Source organism: Bradyrhizobium sp. i1.15.2, assembly GCF_040548425.1.
Lineage (GTDB): Bacteria > Pseudomonadota > Alphaproteobacteria > Rhizobiales > Xanthobacteraceae > Bradyrhizobium > Bradyrhizobium canariense.
Window position 1 is genome coordinate 1 of the sequence record NZ_JBEPRQ010000021.1, and the last position, 20,451, is coordinate 20,451.

A 20,451-nucleotide genomic window follows, 5' to 3' on the forward strand; every position below is an offset into this window, starting at 1 on the left:
GGGCATGGACGGCCTCCCGAATCGACCAGACCAGCCCATTTTGATGTGTCAGCTATGTCTCCGAACACCTGTCAGTGATCTGTCCGGTCTAAACATCAAGCCGGGCGATGACAGTTGAGCTCGTGGCGAGCGGCCGTACCGACACACGCCACGCCGCATAGCCTCACGGATGCAGGATCACCTTGCCCATGGCCTGACGTCCCGCCAGCACCTTCAGCGCATCCGCAGTCTGTGCCAGCGGGAAGACGCGATCGACATGCGAGGAGATCTTCCCCTCCGCTGTCCACTTCACGAGCTTCTCGAGATTGGCGCGGTTCTTTTCCGGGTTAAGTCGGGTCCACGCGCCCCAGAACACGCCGCGGATGTCGCAGCCCTTCAGCAGCGCGAGGTTCAGCGGCATCTTCGGAATGTCGCCGGCGGCAAATCCGATCACGAGGAAGCGGCCTTCCCAGGCAATCGAGCGTAGCGCCTGCTCGGCATAGGTGCCGCCCACGGGATCGAAGATGATGTCGACGCCCTTGCCGCCGGTGAGCTTTCGCAAGCCTTCCTTCAAATCTTCCTTGCCGTAATTGAGCGTGAGTTCTGCGCCGTGCGCCTTCGCGAATTCGAGCTTCTCGTCCGACGACGCGCAGGCGATCACCTTCAGGCCCATCAGCTTGCCGAGCTCGCACGCGGCAAGTCCGGTGCCGCCGGCGGCGCCGAGCACCGCGAGCGTCTCGCCCGGCTTCGGGCTCGCGCGATCTTCCAGCGCATGCAGCGCGGTGCCGTAGATGATGATGATGCCGGCCGCGCGGTCATAATCGAGATTGTCGGGGATCTTCACGATCGATGCCGCAGGCAGCGCGATCTTTTCGCGCGCGCCATTGTGGCCGCAGGAGGCGACGACGCGATCGCCGACCTTCAGATCGGTTACGCCGGGGCCGATGCTCTCGATCACGCCCGCGACTTCGGCGGCCGGCGAGAACGGGAACGGCGGCTTGATCTGGTACTTGCCCTGGATCATCAGGATATCGAAGAAGTTCAGCGCCGCAGCCTTGATCGCGATCACGGCTTCGCCGGGACCGGCCACCGGATCCGGCACGTCGGCCAGAACGAGATCGTCGGGCTGGCAATATTGCGAGCAGAGGATGGCTTTCATGGCGGCACCTTCTTGAGAAGTGAAGTACTGGGCGTTTCGAGTGGATTTATAGTTTGCCCGTTTCTGCCGGATTTAGGTGCGGGCGACAATCCGGTTTCTTTGTCTATTAGACCGCACCGGCCTATCCTCTCGTCATTGCGAGCGCAGCGAAGCAATCCAGAATCCGTGCCGCGGAAATAGCCTGGATTGCTTCGCTGCGCTCGCAATGACGGGAAGACAGAAAGGGAGGATTCAAACCATGTTTGAAACAGGCCTGCTCAAGGACAAGCGCATCCTCGTCACCGGTGGCGGTTCAGGTCTCGGTGCTGCGATGGCGCGCCGCTTCCTCGCGCTCGGCGCTGAACTCGTGATCTGCGGCCGCAAGGTCGATCGGCTCGAGGCGGCGGCGAGCGAGATGCGCGAAGAGATCGGCGGCAAGGTCGCGACGATCGCCTGCGATATCCGCGATGGCACCGCCGTCGAGAGCATGATGGACGCCATCTGGCGCGAGGCGCCGCTCGATATTCTCGTCAATAACGCGGCTGCGACTTTCATTGCGCAGAGCGAGCATCTCTCATTCCGCGCCGCGGATGCGATCCTCGCGCCGACGCTGCATGGTGCGATGTATTGCACGCTTGCCGCCGGCAAGCGCTGGATCGACGGCAAGCATGGCGGCGTCGTGCTCTCGATCCTCTCGACCTCGACCATCACCGGCCGCGCCTTCACCGTGCCATCGGCGATGGCGAAGTCGGCCGTGCTGGCGATGACCAAAAGTCTCGCCGTGGAATGGGGCCCGAAGGGCATCCGCACCGTCGCGATCGCGCCGGGACCGTTCCCGACCGCGGGCGCCTCGGGTCAGCTCCGCCCCGAGGGTCGCGACGAAGGGTGGGCCGCGCGCAACCCGATGGGACGCGCCGGCGAGCACCGCGAGCTTGCCGACCTCGCCAGCTTCCTGGTCTCCGACCGTGCCGGCTACATCAACGGCGAGATGGTGGTGATCGACGGTGGCGCGCATTTGCGCAGCTCAGGCGCCGAGGATTTGTTGCGCTGGACCGATGCGCAATGGGCGGAGCAACGCGCGGCGCGATCCCGGGCCTAGTCGCCTCGACCTTCGCTAACTGCCTTCCCAAATTGGACTTTCCCGGCTATCCCTGCCGCGGGGACAATGCGCGACCGGGCCATCTTCCAGTCACAATATTGAGGGAACCACTCCAGCATGTGGCGGGTGCTGATTTTAGCTTTGATGACGGGCGTGGCGGCCTGTGGAATCGTCGATTCCGCGCGGGCGCAGACGGCGCAGCCCGCGCCCAAAACTGCACCGAAAGAGGCCGCGCCGAAATCGGCTGCGCCGGCGACCAATACGACTGGAAAGACGGCTGCAAAGCCCGAGAGCAAGCCAGTGGCTCCGCACGCGGCGGTTGCGGGCGGCGCAGAGCCAACCCTGATTGGTCAGTTCGGCACCTGGGGCGCCTATTCGGCCGCGCCCAACGGCAAAAAGGTCTGCTTCGCGCTGGCCAAGCCGTCGTCGTCGAAGACCAACCCGCCGAATCGGCCGCGCGATCCTGCCTATGCCTTCGTCTCCACCCGCCCGGCGGAGAAGGTCAACAACGAAGTCTCGGTCATGATCGGCTACGCACTGAAGCCGGGCTCTGAATCGTCGGTCGAGGTCGGTGGCGCCGCTTTCGCCATGTACTCGCAGGGCGACGGTCTCTGGATCAAGAATGCGGCCGAGGAAGAGCGGATGGTCGAGGCCATGCGCAAATCCGCCGATCTCGTGGTCAAGGGCGTCTCGTCCAAGGGGACCGAGACCACCGACACGTTCTCGCTGAAGGGCCTCGCCCAGGCGCTCGACAAGATCGCGCAGGATTGCAGGCGTTAAGCCTGCGGTCGATAAGGTCGCAATCGGCGGTTCCGGTTGCTATATAGGGCGGACTAGACTTTCTCCCGTCATTCCGGGGCGCGCGAAGCGCGAACTATGGTGCGCAATTGCGCACCTGAGAATCTCGAGGTTCCGGGTCTGGTCCTTCGGACCATCCCGGAACGACCACCTAATCAGGCCATTCAATGCAACCGATGACCGAGCCGCACAACGCAACGCTGGTGGAGAAGACTCCGCTCGAAACCTATGTGCCGCCGGCGAGGCCCTCGCTGATCGGCCTGTCGCGCACCGAGCTTGCCGATCGCCTCGGCGAGATCGGCGTTGCACCGGCGCAGCGCAAGATGCGTGTGCAGCAGCTGTGGCACTGGATGTATTTCCGTGGCGCCCAGAACTTCGAAGAGATGACCTCGGTCTCGAAGGGCATTCGCGCCGAGCTCGCGCAACATTTCACCGTCGACCGGCCCGAAGTCGTGGCCGAGCAGATCTCCAACGACGGCACCCGCAAATGGCTGCTGCGGCTGCCGAGCGGCGACAATGTCGAGCGGGCGCATGAAGTCGAGTGCGTCTACATCCCCGAAACCGATCGCGGCACGCTGTGTGTGTCCTCCCAGGTCGGCTGCACGCTGAACTGCTCCTTCTGCCACACCGGCACGCAGCGCCTGGTGCGCAACCTCACCGCCGGCGAGATCGTGGGACAGGTGATGGTCGCACGCGATCGTCTGAACGACTGGGCCGATCGCGAAGACGGTACGCGTCGCGTCACCAACATCGTGATGATGGGCATGGGCGAGCCGCTCTACAATTTCGAAGCGGTGCGTGACGCCCTGCTCATCGTCGGCGACAACGAAGGCATCGGCATCTCCCGCCGCCGCATCACGCTGTCGACTTCGGGCGTGGTGCCGAACATCGTGCGCGCGGGCGAGGAGATCGGCGTCATGCTCGCGATCTCGCTGCATGCGGTGCGCGACGAGCTGCGCAACGAGCTGGTGCCGCTCAACCGCAAATATCCGATCAAGGAATTGCTGCAGGCCTGTCGCGACTATCCCGGCGCCTCGAACGCGCGTCGCATCACCTTCGAATATGTGATGCTCAAGGGCGTCAACGATTCGCTCGATGACGCCAAGCTGCTGGTGAAGATGCTCAAGGGCATTCACGCCAAGATCAATCTGATCCCGTTCAACCCCTGGCCCGGCACCGCCTATGAATGCTCGGACTGGGACCAGATCGAAAAGTTCTCCGAATACGTCTTCAACGCGGGCTATTCCTCGCCGGTGCGCACCCCGCGCGGCCGCGACATTCTCGCCGCCTGCGGCCAGCTGAAGTCGGAGACCGAAAAACTCTCCGCCAGGGAACGCCAGACGCTGCGCGCCATGGCGATGACAGACTAGCTTGGTAGGTGCACTGTGTTGCTTCCCCGTCATTGCGAGGAGTGCAGCGACGAGGCAATCCAGACTGCCTCCGCAGACGCATTCTGGATTGCTTCGCGTCGCTCGCAATGACGGTAACGTTGGCTTCCTCTGCATGTCCTTGATCGGCCGCCTCATCGTCATCTTCATCGGCTTTCTCGCCGCCTGCTTCGTCGGCGGCATGATCGTCGTCATCGCGCTGTTGTTTCCGGAGTTCGCCGATCTCGGCGCCGGTCCCGTCGATCAGGGCACGATCGACATCCTGCTCGGGTTCGGTTTCATCTTCGTCTCTGGCTTTGCGCTTGTGCCGGCGGCGGTGATCGTCGCGATCACCGAGGCGCTCTACATCCGCAGTGCTCTCACCTATGCCGTCGGCGGCGGCCTCGTCGGCCTCGCCTGCTATCTCGGCCTCATTCCCTTTCACTCCGACACCTTGCAGTTCGAAGGCATCGTGCGCCGCCATCTCGAGATCATGACCGGCGCCGGCATCGTCGCCGGTGTCGTCTACTGGCTGATCGCCGGTCGCAATGCCGGTGCCTGGCGCAATCCGCCGCTGCCGCGTAAGCCGCCTCCGCCGCTGCCCTCGAATTCAAGGCCGGATTGAGGTGCCGTCATTGCGAGGAGCGAAGCGACGAAGCAATCCAGACTATCGCCGCGGATGGATTCTGGATTGCTTCGCTTCGCTCGGAATGACGGATTCCGGGGTTTTCATCCCCTTCCCACTCGGCTAAACCGCGCGCCATGAACCGGACCGGACTCTTCATTGCCCTGGCGCTGTGGCTCGTGATCGGCGTCGTTTTCGGCCTTTATCCCGAGCTTGATCTCAAGCTCGCCGCGCTGTTCTTCGACCCTGAGACCAAGACATTTCCGCTCAAGCTGAACGGCTGGGCCAGCTTTGCGCGGGACGCCGCGATGTGGGTTGCCTGGGCGTTCGTGCTGCCTGCGCTGGTCGCGCTTGTGGTCAAGATGTTCAAGCCCGACCGGCCGCTGATGGTCTCGGGGCGCGCGATCGTCTTCCTGCTGGTCACGATCATCGTGTCGGCCGGCATCCTCACCAATTTCGCCTTCAAGTCCTATTGGGGCCGGCCGCGTCCGGTGGTGGTGACGCAGTTTGCCGGCGACCAGCAATTCGTGCCGTGGTGGGACCCACGCGGCGGTTGCGCGCGCAACTGCTCGTTCTTCTCGGGCGAGGGCGCGACCGCGTTCTGGACGCTGGCGCCGGCCGCATTGGCACCGCCGCCGTGGCGCCCGCTCGCTTATGCCGGAGCCGTGGTGTTCGGCCTCGTGACCAGCGGCCTGCGGATGGCATTTGGCGGCCACTTCTTCACCGACGTGTCGATCGCCGGCCTCGTCACCTTCGTCGTGATCTGGTTTGCCTACGCGCTGATTTACCGCTGGCCGCGGACCCGGTTTTCGGACGAGGCGGTCGATGCCGCCTTGACCCGCCTGAACATGCCTGCCTACCGGCTGCGCCAGCGCCTGTTCGGCCGCAAGACGGGGCCCGAGCCGTCAGTTTGAGCCATTAAAGGGGTGCCGAGCCCCGCGAAATTTGATATTCGCGCGGTCAACCCGTGAAACGACATCCGCCCTTCGAGACCGATTGGAAGCCCCATGACCACGATCCTGAAAAGCCTGCCCAAGGGTGAGAAAGTCGGCATCGCTTTTTCGGGCGGCCTCGACACGTCAGCGGCGCTGCTCTGGATGAAGCAGAAGGGCGCGCGCTGCTACGCCTATACCGCCAATCTCGGCCAGCCCGATGAGGCCGACTACAACGAGATTCCGCGCAAGGCGATGGAGTTCGGCGCGGAGAAAGCGCTGCTGGTCGATTGCCGCACGCAGCTCGTCCATGAAGGCATCGCCGCGATCCAGTCCGGCGCCTTTCATATCTCCACCGGCGGCATCACCTATTTCAACACCACGCCATTGGGGCGCGCCGTCACCGGCACGATGCTGGTCGCGGCGATGAAGGAGGACGGCGTCAACATCTGGGGCGACGGCTCGACCTTCAAGGGCAACGACATCGAGCGCTTCTATCGCTACGGCCTGCTGACCAATCCGGGCCTGCGCATCTACAAGCCCTGGCTCGACCAGCAGTTCATCGACGAGCTCGGCGGCCGCGCCGAGATGTCGGCGTTCATGACGGCGCAGGGCTTTGCCTACAAGATGAGCGCCGAGAAGGCATATTCGACCGACAGCAATCTGCTCGGCGCGACGCACGAGGCCAAGGATCTCGAAAGCCTCGACAGCGGCATCAAGATCGTCAACCCGATCATGGGCGTGCCGTTCTGGCGTGACGACTGCAACGTCAAGGCCGAGAAGGTCGTGGTGCGATTCGAGGAAGGCCAGCCGGTCGCGCTGAACGGCCAGACCTTCTCTGATCCCGTCGCGCTGTTCCTCGAAGCCAACGCGATCGGCGGCCGCCACGGCCTCGGCATGAGCGACCAGATCGAGAACCGCATCATCGAGGCCAAGAGCCGCGGCATCTATGAAGCGCCCGGCATGGCGCTGCTGCACATCGCCTATGAGCGCCTCGTCACCGGCATCCACAACGAAGACACCATCGAGCAGTACCGCATCAGCGGCATGCGCCTGGGACGTCTGCTCTATCAGGGCCGCTGGTTCGATTCGCAGGCCCTGATGTTGCGCGAGACCGCGCAGCGCTGGGTCGCCCGCGCCGTCACCGGCGAGGTCTCGCTGGAGCTGCGCCGCGGCAACGACTACTCGATCCTCAACACGGAAAGCCCGAACCTGACCTATGCGCCGGAGCGGCTTAGCATGGAAAAGGTCGAGGACGCGGCGTTCACGCCGGCCGATCGCATCGGTCAGCTCACCATGCGCAACCTCGACATCAACGATACCCGCGCCAAGCTGAAGCTCTACAGCGACACGGGCCTGCTGTCGGGCAGTGAAGGCTCGCAGATCTTCCGGCTGGAGAACGACAAGGGCTGAAGCGTAGGGTGGGTTAGCGCAGCGTAACCCACCTCTTCTGTCTCTGCGGATACGAACAGTGGCGGGTTACGCCTTCGGCTAACCCACCCTACAAGCAAAACAAAAATGGCCGGGATTGCTCCCGGCCATTTGCGTTTGTGCGTGCCGTTACCGCGGCGGCGCGGTGCCGGGCGGGGGCGGCGGCAGCGAAGCCTGGCCGCCGTTGAGCAACGGCGTGATGTTGCGGACGGTGACGCGGCGGTTGATCGCGCTCGGTCCTTGCGTCTGCTCCTTCAGGTACTGCTCGCCATAGCCCTGCGACGTCAGGTTCTCGGACGGCACACCGAATTGCTGGGTCAGCAATTCGGCCGCGGCCTGCGCACGACGATCCGACAATGACAAATTGTCGACGTCGTTGCCGACCGCGTCGGTGTGACCTTCGATCAAGAACACCACGCGCGGGTTGGCCTGGATCGCACGGTTAAGACCGTCGGCGATCGACTGCAGCTTCGCCGCCTGGTCTGGTGGGATGGTCCACGATCCCGTCTCGAAGTTGATCGTGTTGAGGTCGATGCTCGGCATCTGCATGCGAACATTGGGGCTGTAGCGGATCTCGTCGAGTGTGTAGCGACGGTTGATCCGCTGCACCGGCGGCGCCACCATCGTCTGATAGATCACGTCCGGCGACGCCTCCTCGGCATCGACGATATAGCGATCGTAGGGAATGTTCACGACGGGCGGCGGAGCGTCGACATAGAAACCGCCGACCGACTGCGGATCGCGGTAGCTGTTATCGATGATGACGAGCTCGCGCCCGGCCGGGTCCCTGCGGATTCGCCGCAGCAGCCGACCGTCCGGACCGACAACAGTAACGATCTCGCTGCCGTCGGGACGGATCACCACGGTGCGGGTATCGGCGCCGACAGTCTCGGTGCGGATGTCGCGGGCGCCATAGCGGAAGCGATAGAGATCGTTGCCGCGGACGTATGTCTGCCCACCCGGATCGCGGATGATGATGCGGTCCGGCTCGGTGTAGACGGTGCGGCCGCCTTCGATGCTTTCGCGGCGCTGGTTGCGGTAGTCGGCGATGGTGGCGCCGATCACGGCACCGGCAACGACACCTGCACCGATCGCGAGCGGTGTCAGGTCACGCTGCGGCGGACGCGGCGGTGGCGGCAGGGGCGTGGTCGTCGTGGGCGCGGCGCGGAAGGCCGGCGCAACCGTGGGCGTCGCGTATTGCGCCCTGTTGGGCGGCGGGGTCGCAGCCGCCGAGCCCGGGACGGTGCTCGGTGCTGCGGCGCCGGCGGGGGGAGCCGGCGGCCGGGGCGGGGCAGCTGTCTGCGGCTGGGTCGGCGGAGCTCCGGCAGCGGGCGCGCCAGCAGCGGGTGCACCACCCTGGCGTCCCGGGGGCGATGTCACGGCGCCACCGGGGGCCGGCGTCGTTGTCGGGGCAGGGGTTGCGCCGGGCGCGGGCGTTGCGCCCGGTGCCGGCGTTGCGCTCGGCGCGGGACCCGGACGGCCGGACGGCGTCGGGGTGGCCCCTGGCGCCGGTGTCGTCGTTGGAGCGGGCGTGGCGCCTGGAGCCGGTGTTGGTGATCCCGCCGCCGAGGGCGCACGTCCGCCGGGGGTCGGCGCACCGGGACGGCCAGTCGGCGGCGTACTGCCCGGAGCCGGCGTCGCGGTCGGCGCAGGAGTCGCGGTCGGTGAAGGTGTACTTGTCGGTGCAGGTGTGGCGGCCGGAGCGGGCGCGCCCGGTCGCACCGTCGGCGCGGGCGCAGGCGACGGTGTCCCCGTGGGCGCCGGCGCGGGATGGCCTTGAGGAGTTGCTGCCGGTGGCGGCGGTGGTGTCGGGTGAGCCGCAGGCGGCGGAGGCGTGGGTGCGTGCTGCTGCGGAGCCGCGGCGGGCGGCGGCGCTGGAGGCGTGGGAGCCGGGCGTGCCGCGGGCGGTGCAGGAGGCGGCGCATGCTGTTGCGGAGCCGCAGCCGGGGGCGGCGCAGGCGGCTTCGGGGCGGCAGGCGGCGGTGGGGGCGGCGGCGGTGCCGGACGAGCCGCAGGTGGCGGCGGAGGCGGCGGCGGTGCTGCTGGGCGCTGCGGAGCGGCCGCCGGCGGAGGCGGCGCGGGCGGATGGGGCGGTGCAGCTGCGGGCGGCGGTGCGGTCGGACGCGCGGGCGCCGCAGGCGGCGGTGTAGCCGGGCGCGCGGGCGCTCCCTTCGGCGGCTCCTTCGGTTTTCCGTCAGGGCCGGTCTCTTGTGGCTGCGCCTGCGCGATCACGAGCGGCGGCGCGCCTTGCGCATGTGATGCGGAGCTTGCGAACTGCATCGCGGTCAGAGCCGTGGTGGCAAGCAGCACGAAACGAAGATTAGTCATGATGGTGAACTTCCCCGGAAGGTTCTTTGACGAAGTGTTGGGATGAACAGCTACGCGTTAGGCCGGATTGTGGCGGACGAAGCCGACGCGGCGCGATTTATTTCTGCACGCAAATCACCTCACTATAGTGACGTTCATTGCGCATTCAGACGCAGGTTGCAATTGCCTCCGATGTGATACCTCGCCTCATGCGCGATCCCGCGGCGGACTTGCATCCGTCGCAGGATTCGGCGTGAGCGGCCCGTTCGGCCCGCGCGATGGAATCTCTTCAGGCATGCGGCCCGGCAGTTCGTCGGGTGGCGTCGGCGCGCCGGGCTCGCGCACCGGCGGCGCGATTTCAGGCTGCGGATTGCCCGGCGGAATCCCCGGCGGCGGCTCGGTGGGCGTGCCCGGCGTCGACGGCGGAATCTCGGGCGGCTCGATCGGCATTACATCGAGACCTTGCGGTTGTCGCCGAGATCGGGCCGCGTGTTCGTCACCGCCGCGGCCGCCATCTTCACATAGGAGATCACCGTGCCGGGCGAATCCCAGAACTCGGCATCGTCAGGCGTGACCTTGAGCACGCGAATGTTGGGATCTTCCGCAGAGTCCCACCACGCCTTGGCCGGCGTCGCGAACAGCTCCTTGATCTTCGCACGGTCATTGGAGACCACGGCAGTGCCCGTCAGCGACACGTATTTTTGGCTGCCCGCATCCGCGAACGACAGGTTGATGGACGGATTGCGCGCGATCTCATCGTCCTTGTGACGCCGCGCGTCGGTGAGGAAATAGATCGTGTCCGCGTTGCGATCGAGATAGGCGCTCATCGGCCGCGCGCGGAGCTTGTCGCCATCGCGCGTCACCAGCATCGCGAATCCGATCGACTTCATCAGATCCCACACGCGATCCAAATCGCGATCGACGTCGCGAGCATTGTCGTTGGCCATGTCGTGCTCCTTCTTGCAAGGGACGACAACGGCGGGCGCGGAACGAGGTTCCGGCCGCAAGAAGGAACTTTATCTATTCCGGCGCGTGGCAAACCGCCTCGATGTTGTGTCCGTCGGGATCGAGCACGAAGGCGCCGTAATAGGTTGGATGATAATGCGCCCGGATCCCGGGCGGCCCGTTGTCGCGCCCGCCCGCCGCGATCGCCGCCTTGTAGAACGCATCCACCGTGGCGCGGTCTTTCGCCAGAATCGCGACATGCACCGGCTTGTTCAGCGCGCCCTCGCCGCCGATCCAGAAATCCGGCTTGCCGTCGGCGCCGAAGCCGGCGGCCGGATCGTGTCCGGTCTGCTCCTGCGTGACCTCCATGATCAGGCTGTAGCCGAGCGGCGCCAATGCCTTGGCGTAGAACGCCTTGGCGCGCTCATAGTCGGAGACCGGGAAGCCCATATGGTCGATCATCGCAACCTCCGTCGTTCGTCGTCAGCGCGACAGGAACGTATTGCTCCGCGTCTTGCGCGCAACCACAAAGCCGCGCGCGACCATGTCAGCGATACAATCGTCCCGCCATTCCTTTTGTGACAAATGCTCGATCACCACCGCGCGCGGCCATAGCGATTGCGGCGCGTCGCGGAAGAAGCCGATCAGCACGCGATCCTCGAAGCCCTCGACGTCAATCTTCAATGCGTCCACCTTGGTGATGCCGGCCTCGTCGAGAATGCGCGTCAACCGCAGCGAGGGTACTTTGATCGCCTCCGCGCTGGCCGTGCCGGTGACGACATGCGTGGCGCCGAGATTGCCGCCGCCGCTCTCGATCATCAGCTCGCCGTCGCTGTCGCCGGCGGCCGCCTGCACCAGGCGCACCTGCGTCGCTTTCGATGCGGCCTGGTTGAACGAGAGCCGTCCAAACGTCATCGGATGCGGCTCGATGGCGACCACTTTGCCTGATGGCCCGACCTGTCGCGCCATCACCAGCGCAAAGGTGCCGACATTGGCACCGACATCGACGAACACGCCGCCGTCCGGGGTGTGCTGGCGCAGGAAGTCGAGCTCGTCGAGATTGTAATCGGGATTGAACAGCGCGCCGCGCTCGGTCGCGCTGCCCTGGTGATAGAAGCGGAACGATGCGCCCTGGTATTGCACGTCGACGGGACCACTGCGCAGCAGGTTCACCAATCGCGAAAGCCACGGCCGGAACGCTCCGCGCTTCAGCCGCGACTGTGTCGCGAGGCGAATGATCGCGGCCTGCGCCGCATTCGGCGCAAACGCGCCGAACGGCGCGGACGAAGGGGCATTGTCGGTCGCCAAGTCAAAGTCCTCGTTGCAAGCGGCGCATGCATAGCCGGTTTTGCCGGGGACTCCAATCGTTCACGAGGGGTCGGTAGCCCGGATGGAGCGCAGCGCAATCCGGGTTTCGCCTCTCGATGGACTGTCCCGGATTGCGCTGCGCTCCATCCGGGCTACAGCTGCTAGCCTCACGCCGCCTTTTTCGGCGCCTTGCGCTGGCCCAGGAATCGCCCGAGCAGCTTGCGCTTGCCCTTGCGCGGGATCAGGTCGATATCGCTGACGAGTTTTGCACCGCCCTTGCGGCGCTCCAGCACGATCTTGCGGCTGTGAAAGGCCTCCAGCTCGACACGATGCGCGACGCTGACGATGGTGGCCTTCGGCAGCTCGTCGGTGACCATCTTCATCATCTTGTCCTGGCTCTTCTCGTCGAGCGCCGAGGTGGCCTCGTCGAGCACGACGATATCAGGGCTGTGCAGCAACAGCCGCGCAAAAGCGAGACGCTGCTTCTCGCCGCCAGACAGCGTCTGGTCCCACGGTGCTTCTTCCTCGATCTTGTCCTTGAGATGGTCGAGACCGACCTTGTGCAAGGCCTCGCCGATCTCCTCGACGGTCCAGTCATCTTCCGCGCCGGGATAGGCGACCGCGCGGCGCAAGGAGCCTGATGGCACGTAGGGTCGCTGCGGCAGCATGAACAGCCGCCGGTCGGGATGGAAATTGACGCTGCCGCCACCCCATGGCCAGAGCCCGGCGATGGCGCGTACCAGCGTGCTCTTGCCGGTGCCGGATTCGCCGGCCACCAGGAGCCGCTCGCCAGCCTCGATCACCACCTCGGTCTCGCCGACCACGGCGGTACCGTCATCAAGCGTGACGGAGAGGTCGTTCAGCTCCAGCATGGCGTCGTTGCTGGTCTCCCCACGCTTGATGCGACCGATTCCGTCGCCCTGCTCGGCGCGCTCGAGGCCGTCGAGCGACATCATCAGCGAGGCGATGCGGCGAGCGCAGGCATTCCAGTCGGCGAGCCGCGGATAATTGTCGACCAGCCAGCCGAACGCGCTCTGCACGATGGTGAAGGCGGAAGCCGCCTGCATCACCTGCCCCAACGTCATGCTGCCGTCGAGGAATTTTGGCGCGCAGAGCAGGAGAGGGACCACGGGAGCAACAAGACTCGATCCCTGCGACACCAGCGTGGTGCGCATGTGCTGGCCCGCCAGTCGCGCCCATTGCCGCAGTACATTCGTGAAGTTGCGGTCGATGCCGTCGCGCTCTTCCTCCTCGCCGCCGAGCAGCGCGATGCTCTCGCCATTCTCGCGCACGCGCGTCAGCGTGTAGCGGAAATCGGCCTCGGCCTGGTTCTTGTCCTCGGAGACCTGCACGAATTGGCGGCCGATCACCAGGATCGAGCCCGATGCGATTCCCGCATAAAGCATCGCGGCGATCACCAGGAAGCCGGGAATGGTCACCGACCATCCCGCGAGCGTGACGGTGAGCGCGCCGCCGATGGTCCAGAGCACGACGATGAAGGTCGCGGCCGACAGCAGCGCGGACGTCACGCCGGCGAGGAAATCCACCGGCGAATCGGTCGCGACGCGCAGATCCTCCGCGATCCGGTATTCCGGATTCTTGTGGTCGCCGCTGACGAGATTGAGCTGGTAATAGCGGCCGTTGCCGAGCCAGCGCGTCAGCACGCTGGCCGTCAGCCACGCCCGCCAGCGCCGCTGGATGCCCATGCGTGCGAACACTTGCGCCACGCCGAGCACGATGCTGCCGATCGCGAGCGGGAAGAACACCGCGGTGAGATGGAAGACGGTGGACGCCTCGCGTTTTTCGATCGCGTCGAAGATCGCCCGATTCCAGACGTTGATGCCGTATTGGAAGCCGACCGTCAGGACGATCAGCACGCCGAGGCCGATCGAAAACGGCCACGCCAGCCGGTCGCCGTTGCGGCCCCAGAAGCCGCGCGCGCTGATCCAGAAGCGGGTGAGGAGGTAGTCCTTGCGGGCCTGCTCGGCCTCTTCGGGCGATTGCTCCGGGTCGGGCTCGACCAGCTCGGGCGGCGGCGGAGCCTCTTCCTCGCCGGTCTCGCCGACGATTTCGACGATGGGCGGCTTCTTGCCCGATTCGCGCTTTCTGGCCGGCTTTTGCATGGCCGGATAACGCAAGCTAAATCAAAAGGTTCCACTCGGTTCCGAGTGTCGGATCATTCGGCGGCGCCGTCGCGCACCCGGCGTCGCGCGAGCCGGTGCAGCACGCGCGATAGCTGATCGATCGCATAGGGCTTCTGCACGAGCTCGAAATCGACCTTGCCGTCCTGGGACAGCGCCTCGCTGTAGCCGGTGGTCAGCACGACCGGCACGCCGATGCCGCGCTCGCGGACTGCCTGCGCGAGATCGAGCCCGGTCATGCCGGGCATCACGATGTCGGAGAAAACGACATCGAAGCGATCGGGCTCCATGACCAGCTCGGCGAGCGCATCAGTTGCATTGTCGATCAGCGTGATGCTGTAGCCGAGCTCGGTGAGGCCGTCGGCCGCGAAATTGGCGAGCTCGATATTGTCCTCGACCAGCAGCACCGACATGCCGCTACCGGCCACAGCCGGGGCCGTGTTCGGTGCCTGCCGCTGCGGCAGCAGGTGCGGCGCCACGCGCGGCAGATAGAGCGAGAAGGTGCTGCCGTGGCCCACTTCGCTGGTGACTGTCACCTCGCCGCCGGACTGCCGGGCGAAGCCGAACACCTGCGACAGGCCGAGACCGGTGCCGTGGCCGACCTGCTTGGTGGTGAAGAACGGCTCGAAGATGCGCTCGAGCCTCGCAGCCGGAATGCCGATGCCGGTGTCGCTGACGGCAATGCCGACGAAGCCATGTTTGTCAGCAAGCTCATGTTTGCCGGAAAGCTCAGGGTTGCCTGAAAGCTCAGGGTTGGCTGAGACGGGAGCCCGCGTGTCCGCAATCGTCGCCGCGGCCTCGACCTCGAAAACGATCCTGCCCTTGCCGTGCATGGCATCGCGCGCATTGGTCGCCATGTTGATCAACGCCGTCTCGAACTGGCTCGCATCGGCATTGACGAGACAGGGCTCGGCCGGCAGCCGCATCGCAATTTCGATCGCGGGTCCGAGCAGCGTCGCGAGCATGTCGTGCAGCGACTGCAGCCGCGCGCCGACGTCGAACACTTCCGGCTTCAAGGTCTGGCGCCGCGCAAAGGCGAGCAGCTGCGAGGTCAGCTTGGCCGCGCGCCCGACCGCGTCCGCGATGGCGGTGATGTAGCGCTGGCGCCGCTCCTCGCTCAGCTGCGGCCGGTTCAGCAGGTCGACAGAGGCGCGAATCACGGTCAGGAGGTTGTTGAAGTCGTGCGCGACGCCGCCGGTGAGCTGGCCGAGCGCCTCCAGGCGCTGGCTGTGCTTGAGCGCCTCCTCGGCTTCGCGCCGCGCGGCGGCCTCGGCCTGAAGATGCTGGGTGCGCCGGAACGCGAACGCCAGCAGCAGAAACAGCAGCGCGGTGGCGGGAATACCGAACACCAGATGCTGGCCCATGGTGGCGAACCAGCGCGCGCGGATTGCCGAGGTCTCCAGCCCCGCGCTGACATAGATCGGGTATTCGGCGATGCGTCGGTAGCCGATGCGCCGCTCGACCTCGTCCGATGGCCAGGCGATGGTGATGAGGCCATGCTCGGGGTGAGCTGCGATGCTGCGGCCAACCGGCCCGTTAGGATCGAGCCTGAGGTCGCGGTCCAGCCGCGGAAGATGCGCCAGCACCACACCGTCGGTGCGTGCCATGGCGAGGAAGCTGCCGGGATCGGAGCCGATCCTGGCATAAAAGCTCTCGAAATATTCCGGCAGGACGGAGGCCTGGATCACGCCGATGAAGCTGCCGTCGTCGGAGCTGCGGCGGCGGCTGACCCCGAAGAAGCGCGCGCCCTGATAGGGCTGGCGCGGCGTCAGGGGAACGCCGATGTAGCTGCCGATGCTCTGGTCGACATGGGCGGCAAAGTAATCACGGTCCGCAAAGCTCTGCGCCGGCGGCGGCGATGCCAGGCTGTTGACCAGCGACTTTCCGTCCGCATCGAAGATCCATGCCGATTTGAGCTGCGGCAGCGAATCGGTCAGTTGCTTCAGGCGGCGGTGCAGGGCCGGTTCGCGCGAGCGGATGATTTCGTCGGGCATGTCGCGCACCACCTCGTTGATCTCGGCGAGGCTGCGGTCGATGGTCTCGAACACCTTGAGCGCATGCTCGTGCGCGACATCGAGGGTGCGCTCGATTTCGCGGTCGGCAATATCTTTTGTCGAGGTGTAGGAGATCGAGGCGGCGATCGCGAACAGTGCAATCGGCAGCGCCAGGGACGCAGCCATCATCCACTGCAGCAATCTCAGCGAATTGCGTTGTGCGCCCTGCACGGTCGCTCCGGTCCCACGCCGGAGAGCTTACTTGAATTTCGCGCCGGGAAGGAAGCGGCTTGTAGCTGGAACCAGAGGTTGCAACTCGTCGGCTTGCCCGCGCAGGGGCGGAGGCGAAATCTACTGGAAGACGCGCCCGCCGTAGAATGCCCCGGCCGTTCCGGCCGGGGATCGCAGCATGAATGACGCCTAGATCTGGCGCTCGACCATCTTGAGCTTGAGCTCCGCGATGGCCTCCGCCGGGTTGAGGCCCTTCGGGCAGGCCTTGGCGCAGTTCATGATGGTGTGGCAGCGATAGAGGCGGAACGGGTCCTCGAGATTGTCGAGCCGCTCGCCGGTCGCTTCATCCCGCGAATCCGACACCCAGCGGTTGGCCTGGAGCAGCGCGGCGGGACCGAGATAGCGCTCGCTGTTCCACCAATAGCTCGGGCACGAGGTCGAGCAGCAGGCGCAGAGGATGCACTCGTAGAGGCCGTCGAGCTTCTCGCGGTCCTCGTGGCTCTGCTTCCATTCCTTCTGCGGCGTCGGCGAGGTCGTCTTCAGCCACGGCTCGACCGAAGCGTACTGCGCATAGAAATTCGTGAGGTCGGGGATGAGGTCCTTCACGACAGGCTGGTGCGGAAGCGGATTGATCTTCACCGCGCCGTCCTTCACGTCGTGCATCGAGCGGGTGCAGGCCAGCGTGTTCTGGCCGTCGATGTTCATCGCGCAGGAGCCGCAGACGCCTTCGCGGCACGAGCGGCGGAAGGTCAGCGACGGGTCGATGTTGTTCTTGATCCAGATCAGACCGTCCAGCACCATCGGCCCGCAATCATGGGTGTCGACGTAATAGGTGTCGACGCTCGGATTCTTGCCGTCGTCCGGATTCCAGCGATAGACGCGGAATTCACGGACCTCGGTCGCGCCCGCGGGCTTCGGCCACGTCTTGCCGCCGCTGATCTTGGAGTTCTTCGGAAGTGCGAATTCAACCATTTCGATAAAGCTTTCGCTGTTCGCTCAGTACATGCGCGCCGTTTAGTAAACGCGAGCCTTGGGCGGGATGTACTGGACGTCGTTGGTCATGGTGTAGTCGTGAACCGGGCGGTACTCGATCTTGACCTTGCCGGAATCTTCCAGCCAGGCCAGCGTGTGCTTCATCCAGTTCTTGTCGTCGCGCTCGGAGAAGTCCTCGCGGGCATGCGCGCCGCGGCTCTCGGTGCGGTTGGCGGCCGAGTTCATCGTCACCACCGCCTGCGCGATCAGATTGTCGAATTCGAGCGTCTCGATCAGGTCGGAATTCCACACCAGCGAGCGGTCGGACACGGCGATGTCGGTGATGCCGCTATGGACCTTCTCGATCAGGTTCTGGCCTTCGCTCAGGATGTCGCCGGTGCGGAACACCGCGCAATTGTTCTGCATCACGTGCTGCATGCCTTCGCGCAGCTTCGCGGTCGGCGTGCCGCCGGAGGCATAGCGATAATGATCGAGCCGGCCGAGCGCCAGGTCGGACGAATTCGCCGGCAGCTCCGGCTGGCTGGCGTTCGGCGTGAGCTTCTCGGCGAGGCGCAGCGCCGCGGCGCGGCCGAACACGACAAGGTCGATCAGCGAGTTGGAGCCGAGGCGGTTGGCGCCGTGCACGGAGACGCAGGCGGCTTCGCCGATCGCCATCAGGCCGGGGATGATGGCGTTGTCGTCGCCGTCCTTCTTGGTCAGCACTTCGCCGTGATAGTTCGTCGGGATACCGCCCATGTTGTAGTGCACGGTCGGCACGATCGGGATCGGTTCGCGCGTCACGTCGACATTGGCGAAGATCTTTGCGGATTCCGAGATGCCCGGCAGGCGTTCGGCCAGCACCGCGGGATCGAGATGATCGAGATGAAGGAAGATGTGGTCCTTCTTCTTGCCGACGCCGCGCCCCTCCCGGATCTCGATGGTCATTGCGCGCGAGACGACGTCACGCGAGGCCAGATCCTTGGCGGAGGGCGCATAGCGCTCCATGAAGCGCTCGCCCTCGGAGTTGACGAGATAGCCGCCTTCGCCACGCGCGCCTTCGGTGACGAGACAGCCCGAGCCGTAGATGCCGGTCGGGTGGAACTGCACGAACTCCATGTCCTGCATCGGCAGGCCGGCGCGCAGCACCATGCCGCCGCCATCGCCGGTGCAGGTGTGCGCCGAGGTGCAGGATGCATAGGCGCGGCCATAGCCGCCGGTCGCCAGAATCACGGACTGGGCGCGGAAGCGGTGCAGCGTGCCGTCGTCGAGCTTGAGCGCGATGACGCCGCGGCAGGTGCCCTGGTCGTCCATGATCAGGTCGATGGCAAAGAACTCGATGAAAAACTCGGCCGCGTGGCGCAGCGACTGGCCGTACATCGTGTGCAGCATGGCGTGGCCGGTGCGGTCGGCGGCGGCGCAGGTGCGCTGCGCCTGGCCCTTGCCGTAGTCCAGCGTCATGCCGCCGAACGGGCGCTGGTAGATCTTGCCGTCTTCGGTGCGCGAGAACGGCACGCCCCAATGCTCGAGCTCGTAGACCGCCTCGGGCGCGTTGCGCACCATGTATTCGATCGCGTCCTGGTCGCCCAGCCAGTCCGACCCCTTCACGGTGTCGTACATGTGCCAGCGCCAGTCGTCCTTGTGCATGTTGCCGAGGGACGCCGAGATGCCGCCCTGCGCCGCGACGGTGTGCGAGCGGGTCGGAAACACTTTGGTGATGCAGGCGGTGCGGAGGCCGGCTTCGCTGCAGCCGACCACGGCGCGCAAGCCCGCGCCGCCGGCGCCGACCACGACCACATCATAGGTGTGGTCTTCGATCGGATAGGCTTTGCCGTTGGTGGCGGGAGCGCCGTTGCCCTTGCCATTGGTCTCTGTGGCCATGGGTTAGACTCCGGAGGAAAGTTTCAGGATCGCGTAGGTCGAGGCGAGCGCCACGGCGAACGAGAAGAAGTTGTTGAGCATGATCGAGATGAGCTTCAGCTTCTCGTTATGGATGTAGTCCTCGATCACGACCTGCATGCCGATCTTCATGTGCCAGGCGCTGGCGAAGATGAAGAGCAGCAGGATCACCGCGATCGGCAGCGAGCCGAGGATCTGTGCGGCGCCGGCCTGGTTGCGGCCGAGCAGCATCATCACGATCACGATCACCGGGATCATCAGCAGCGTCATGGCGACGCCGGTGATGCGCTGGCGCCAGAAATCGGACGTGCCCGAATGCGCCGCGCCGAGATTGCGCACGCGGCCGAGCGGGGTGCGCATGGAGGAGCCCTTCGGAGCGCCGTGGGATTCGTCGAAACTCATCGGCCGCCTCCGATCGCGTAGGCGATGATCCAGACCAGGACCGTGAGCACGATGCCGCCGATCAACGCGCCCCAGGTCAACGCTTCGCGCTCATTGGCCTTGAAGCCGTAGCCCAGGTCCCAGACGAAATGCCGGATGCCGCTGAGCATGTGGTGCATCAGCGCCCAGGTGAATCCGAACACGATCAGCCGGCCGATGATGCTGCCGGTGAAGGCCTGGACGTGGCTATAGGCGGCCGGGCCGGAGGCCGTCGCAATCAGCCACCAGGCCAGCAGCAGCGTTCCGGCGTAGAGGGCAATCCCGGTGGCGCGATGGACGATGGAAAGTGCCATCGTCAGCGTCCAGCGGTAGACTTGCATGTGTGGCGAAAGCGGTCGTTCGATCCGTGCGGTCATGGGCTTCGATTGCTTTATTGCGGCCCAGCATGGGGCGCGCGGGGATCGCGAAAGGTCGGCTCTATTTACGGAGTCGATTTCACCTGCGCAATCACCAAATCGCCATAAATCGAACCTGGGTTCAGCTCTAGGCCCTTGATGTAACAAGGCCAATCGGGCGCTTGGTATACCAGGGCCATGGCGCACCGGCTAAAGACAGAACAAAAATTCATTCCTTGTCGGAGAGCTGCGGCGCATTGAAATTACTATTGGAACGGCTCTAAGCCGCCGCAGGCCAACCAGGGTTCGAACCAGTCATTCATGACGTTCGGACCGGCAGGGATGATCGGCGAGCAATTTTCAATTTCCGCAAAGCGCACCGATTTTTCGCGAGACGGGCGGATATGCGCAACCTGCATCCCACCCCAGACCGCCGATGCGGCGGTCGACCCGACAAATCAGATCGCCTAGAGCATTGCGGGCAGCTGTCCGAGCGATGCATCGGAGAAGTT

The 20,451-nt window shown here is 65.3% G+C and carries 18 protein-coding genes; 6 read left to right on the forward strand and 12 right to left on the reverse strand.

Features of this window, described 5'->3' with window-relative positions; all coding sequences use genetic code 11:
- Positions 1-163 precede the first annotated feature (163 nt).
- Entirely contained in the window at positions 164-1,138 is a 975-nt protein-coding gene (locus tag ABIB80_RS28475) for an NADPH:quinone oxidoreductase family protein (RefSeq protein ID WP_007598751.1), read from the reverse strand.
- Positions 1,139-1,376: 238 nt separating this feature from the next.
- Between ABIB80_RS28475 and ABIB80_RS28480 the strand changes: the two genes are divergently transcribed.
- From ABIB80_RS28480 to argG, 6 genes are all read left to right on the forward strand, one after another.
- Entirely contained in the window at positions 1,377-2,216 is an 840-nt protein-coding gene (locus ABIB80_RS28480; RefSeq protein ID WP_007598756.1) for an SDR family oxidoreductase, read from the forward strand.
- Between the two features lie 117 nt (positions 2,217-2,333).
- The gene (locus ABIB80_RS28485) at positions 2,334-2,996 is read left to right on the forward strand and encodes an invasion associated locus B family protein (RefSeq protein WP_007598757.1); all 663 of its coding nucleotides are present in this window, start codon (positions 2,334-2,336) and stop codon (positions 2,994-2,996) included.
- A 185-nt stretch (positions 2,997-3,181) separates the two neighbouring features.
- Positions 3,182-4,384 carry a dual-specificity RNA methyltransferase RlmN gene (gene rlmN, locus ABIB80_RS28490; protein WP_007598759.1) on the forward strand — a complete coding sequence of 401 codons (1,203 nt, stop codon included), beginning with the start codon at positions 3,182-3,184 and terminating at the stop codon, positions 4,382-4,384.
- Positions 4,385-4,517: 133 nt separating this feature from the next.
- Positions 4,518-5,006, forward strand: a complete 489-nt coding sequence (locus ABIB80_RS28495) for a hypothetical protein (RefSeq protein ID WP_007598761.1) — start codon at positions 4,518-4,520, stop codon at positions 5,004-5,006.
- A gap of 137 nt (positions 5,007-5,143) precedes the next feature.
- Positions 5,144-5,920 (forward strand): phosphatase PAP2 family protein, encoded by a 777-nt coding sequence (locus ABIB80_RS28500; RefSeq protein ID WP_007598763.1) that lies wholly within the window; start codon positions 5,144-5,146, stop codon positions 5,918-5,920.
- Between the two features lie 93 nt (positions 5,921-6,013).
- Complete coding sequence (argG, locus tag ABIB80_RS28505; RefSeq protein WP_007598765.1) at positions 6,014-7,351, forward strand: argininosuccinate synthase; 1,338 nt, start codon at positions 6,014-6,016, stop codon at positions 7,349-7,351.
- Positions 7,352-7,498: 147 nt separating this feature from the next.
- Here the strand turns inward: argG and ABIB80_RS28510 are convergent, their stop codons facing one another.
- The 11 genes from ABIB80_RS28510 to sdhC all read right to left on the reverse strand — a co-directional run bounded on the left by ABIB80_RS28510 (position 7,499) and on the right by sdhC (position 19,960).
- Positions 7,499-9,697 (reverse strand): OmpA family protein, encoded by a 2,199-nt coding sequence (locus ABIB80_RS28510; protein ID WP_354128854.1) that lies wholly within the window; start codon positions 9,695-9,697, stop codon positions 7,499-7,501.
- A gap of 186 nt (positions 9,698-9,883) precedes the next feature.
- A complete protein-coding gene (locus ABIB80_RS28515) occupies positions 9,884-10,126 on the reverse strand; it encodes a hypothetical protein (RefSeq protein ID WP_007598768.1) in 243 nt (80 codons plus the stop codon).
- Positions 10,126-10,623 (reverse strand): pyridoxamine 5'-phosphate oxidase family protein, encoded by a 498-nt coding sequence (locus ABIB80_RS28520; RefSeq protein WP_007598769.1) that lies wholly within the window; start codon positions 10,621-10,623, stop codon positions 10,126-10,128. The genes ABIB80_RS28515 and ABIB80_RS28520 overlap by 1 nt, the downstream gene beginning before the upstream one ends.
- A gap of 73 nt (positions 10,624-10,696) precedes the next feature.
- Positions 10,697-11,083 (reverse strand): VOC family protein, encoded by a 387-nt coding sequence (locus ABIB80_RS28525; RefSeq protein ID WP_007598770.1) that lies wholly within the window; start codon positions 11,081-11,083, stop codon positions 10,697-10,699.
- Positions 11,084-11,104: 21 nt separating this feature from the next.
- A complete protein-coding gene (locus tag ABIB80_RS28530; RefSeq protein ID WP_007598771.1) occupies positions 11,105-11,929 on the reverse strand; it encodes an FkbM family methyltransferase in 825 nt (274 codons plus the stop codon).
- Between the two features lie 167 nt (positions 11,930-12,096).
- Positions 12,097-14,052, reverse strand: a complete 1,956-nt coding sequence (locus tag ABIB80_RS28535; RefSeq protein WP_007598772.1) for an ABC transporter ATP-binding protein/permease — start codon at positions 14,050-14,052, stop codon at positions 12,097-12,099.
- A gap of 53 nt (positions 14,053-14,105) precedes the next feature.
- Entirely contained in the window at positions 14,106-16,295 is a 2,190-nt protein-coding gene (locus ABIB80_RS28540; RefSeq protein WP_007598773.1) for a hybrid sensor histidine kinase/response regulator family protein, read from the reverse strand.
- A gap of 189 nt (positions 16,296-16,484) precedes the next feature.
- Entirely contained in the window at positions 16,485-17,267 is a 783-nt protein-coding gene (locus ABIB80_RS28545; protein WP_007598774.1) for a succinate dehydrogenase iron-sulfur subunit, read from the reverse strand.
- A gap of 42 nt (positions 17,268-17,309) precedes the next feature.
- Positions 17,310-19,145 (reverse strand): succinate dehydrogenase flavoprotein subunit, encoded by a 1,836-nt coding sequence (gene sdhA / locus ABIB80_RS28550; protein WP_007598775.1) that lies wholly within the window; start codon positions 19,143-19,145, stop codon positions 17,310-17,312.
- A gap of 3 nt (positions 19,146-19,148) precedes the next feature.
- Entirely contained in the window at positions 19,149-19,565 is a 417-nt protein-coding gene (sdhD, locus tag ABIB80_RS28555) for a succinate dehydrogenase, hydrophobic membrane anchor protein (RefSeq protein ID WP_007598776.1), read from the reverse strand.
- Complete coding sequence (gene sdhC / locus ABIB80_RS28560; protein WP_007598778.1) at positions 19,562-19,960, reverse strand: succinate dehydrogenase, cytochrome b556 subunit; 399 nt, start codon at positions 19,958-19,960, stop codon at positions 19,562-19,564. The genes sdhD and sdhC overlap by 4 nt, the downstream gene beginning before the upstream one ends.
- Positions 19,961-20,451: the final 491 nt, after the last annotated feature.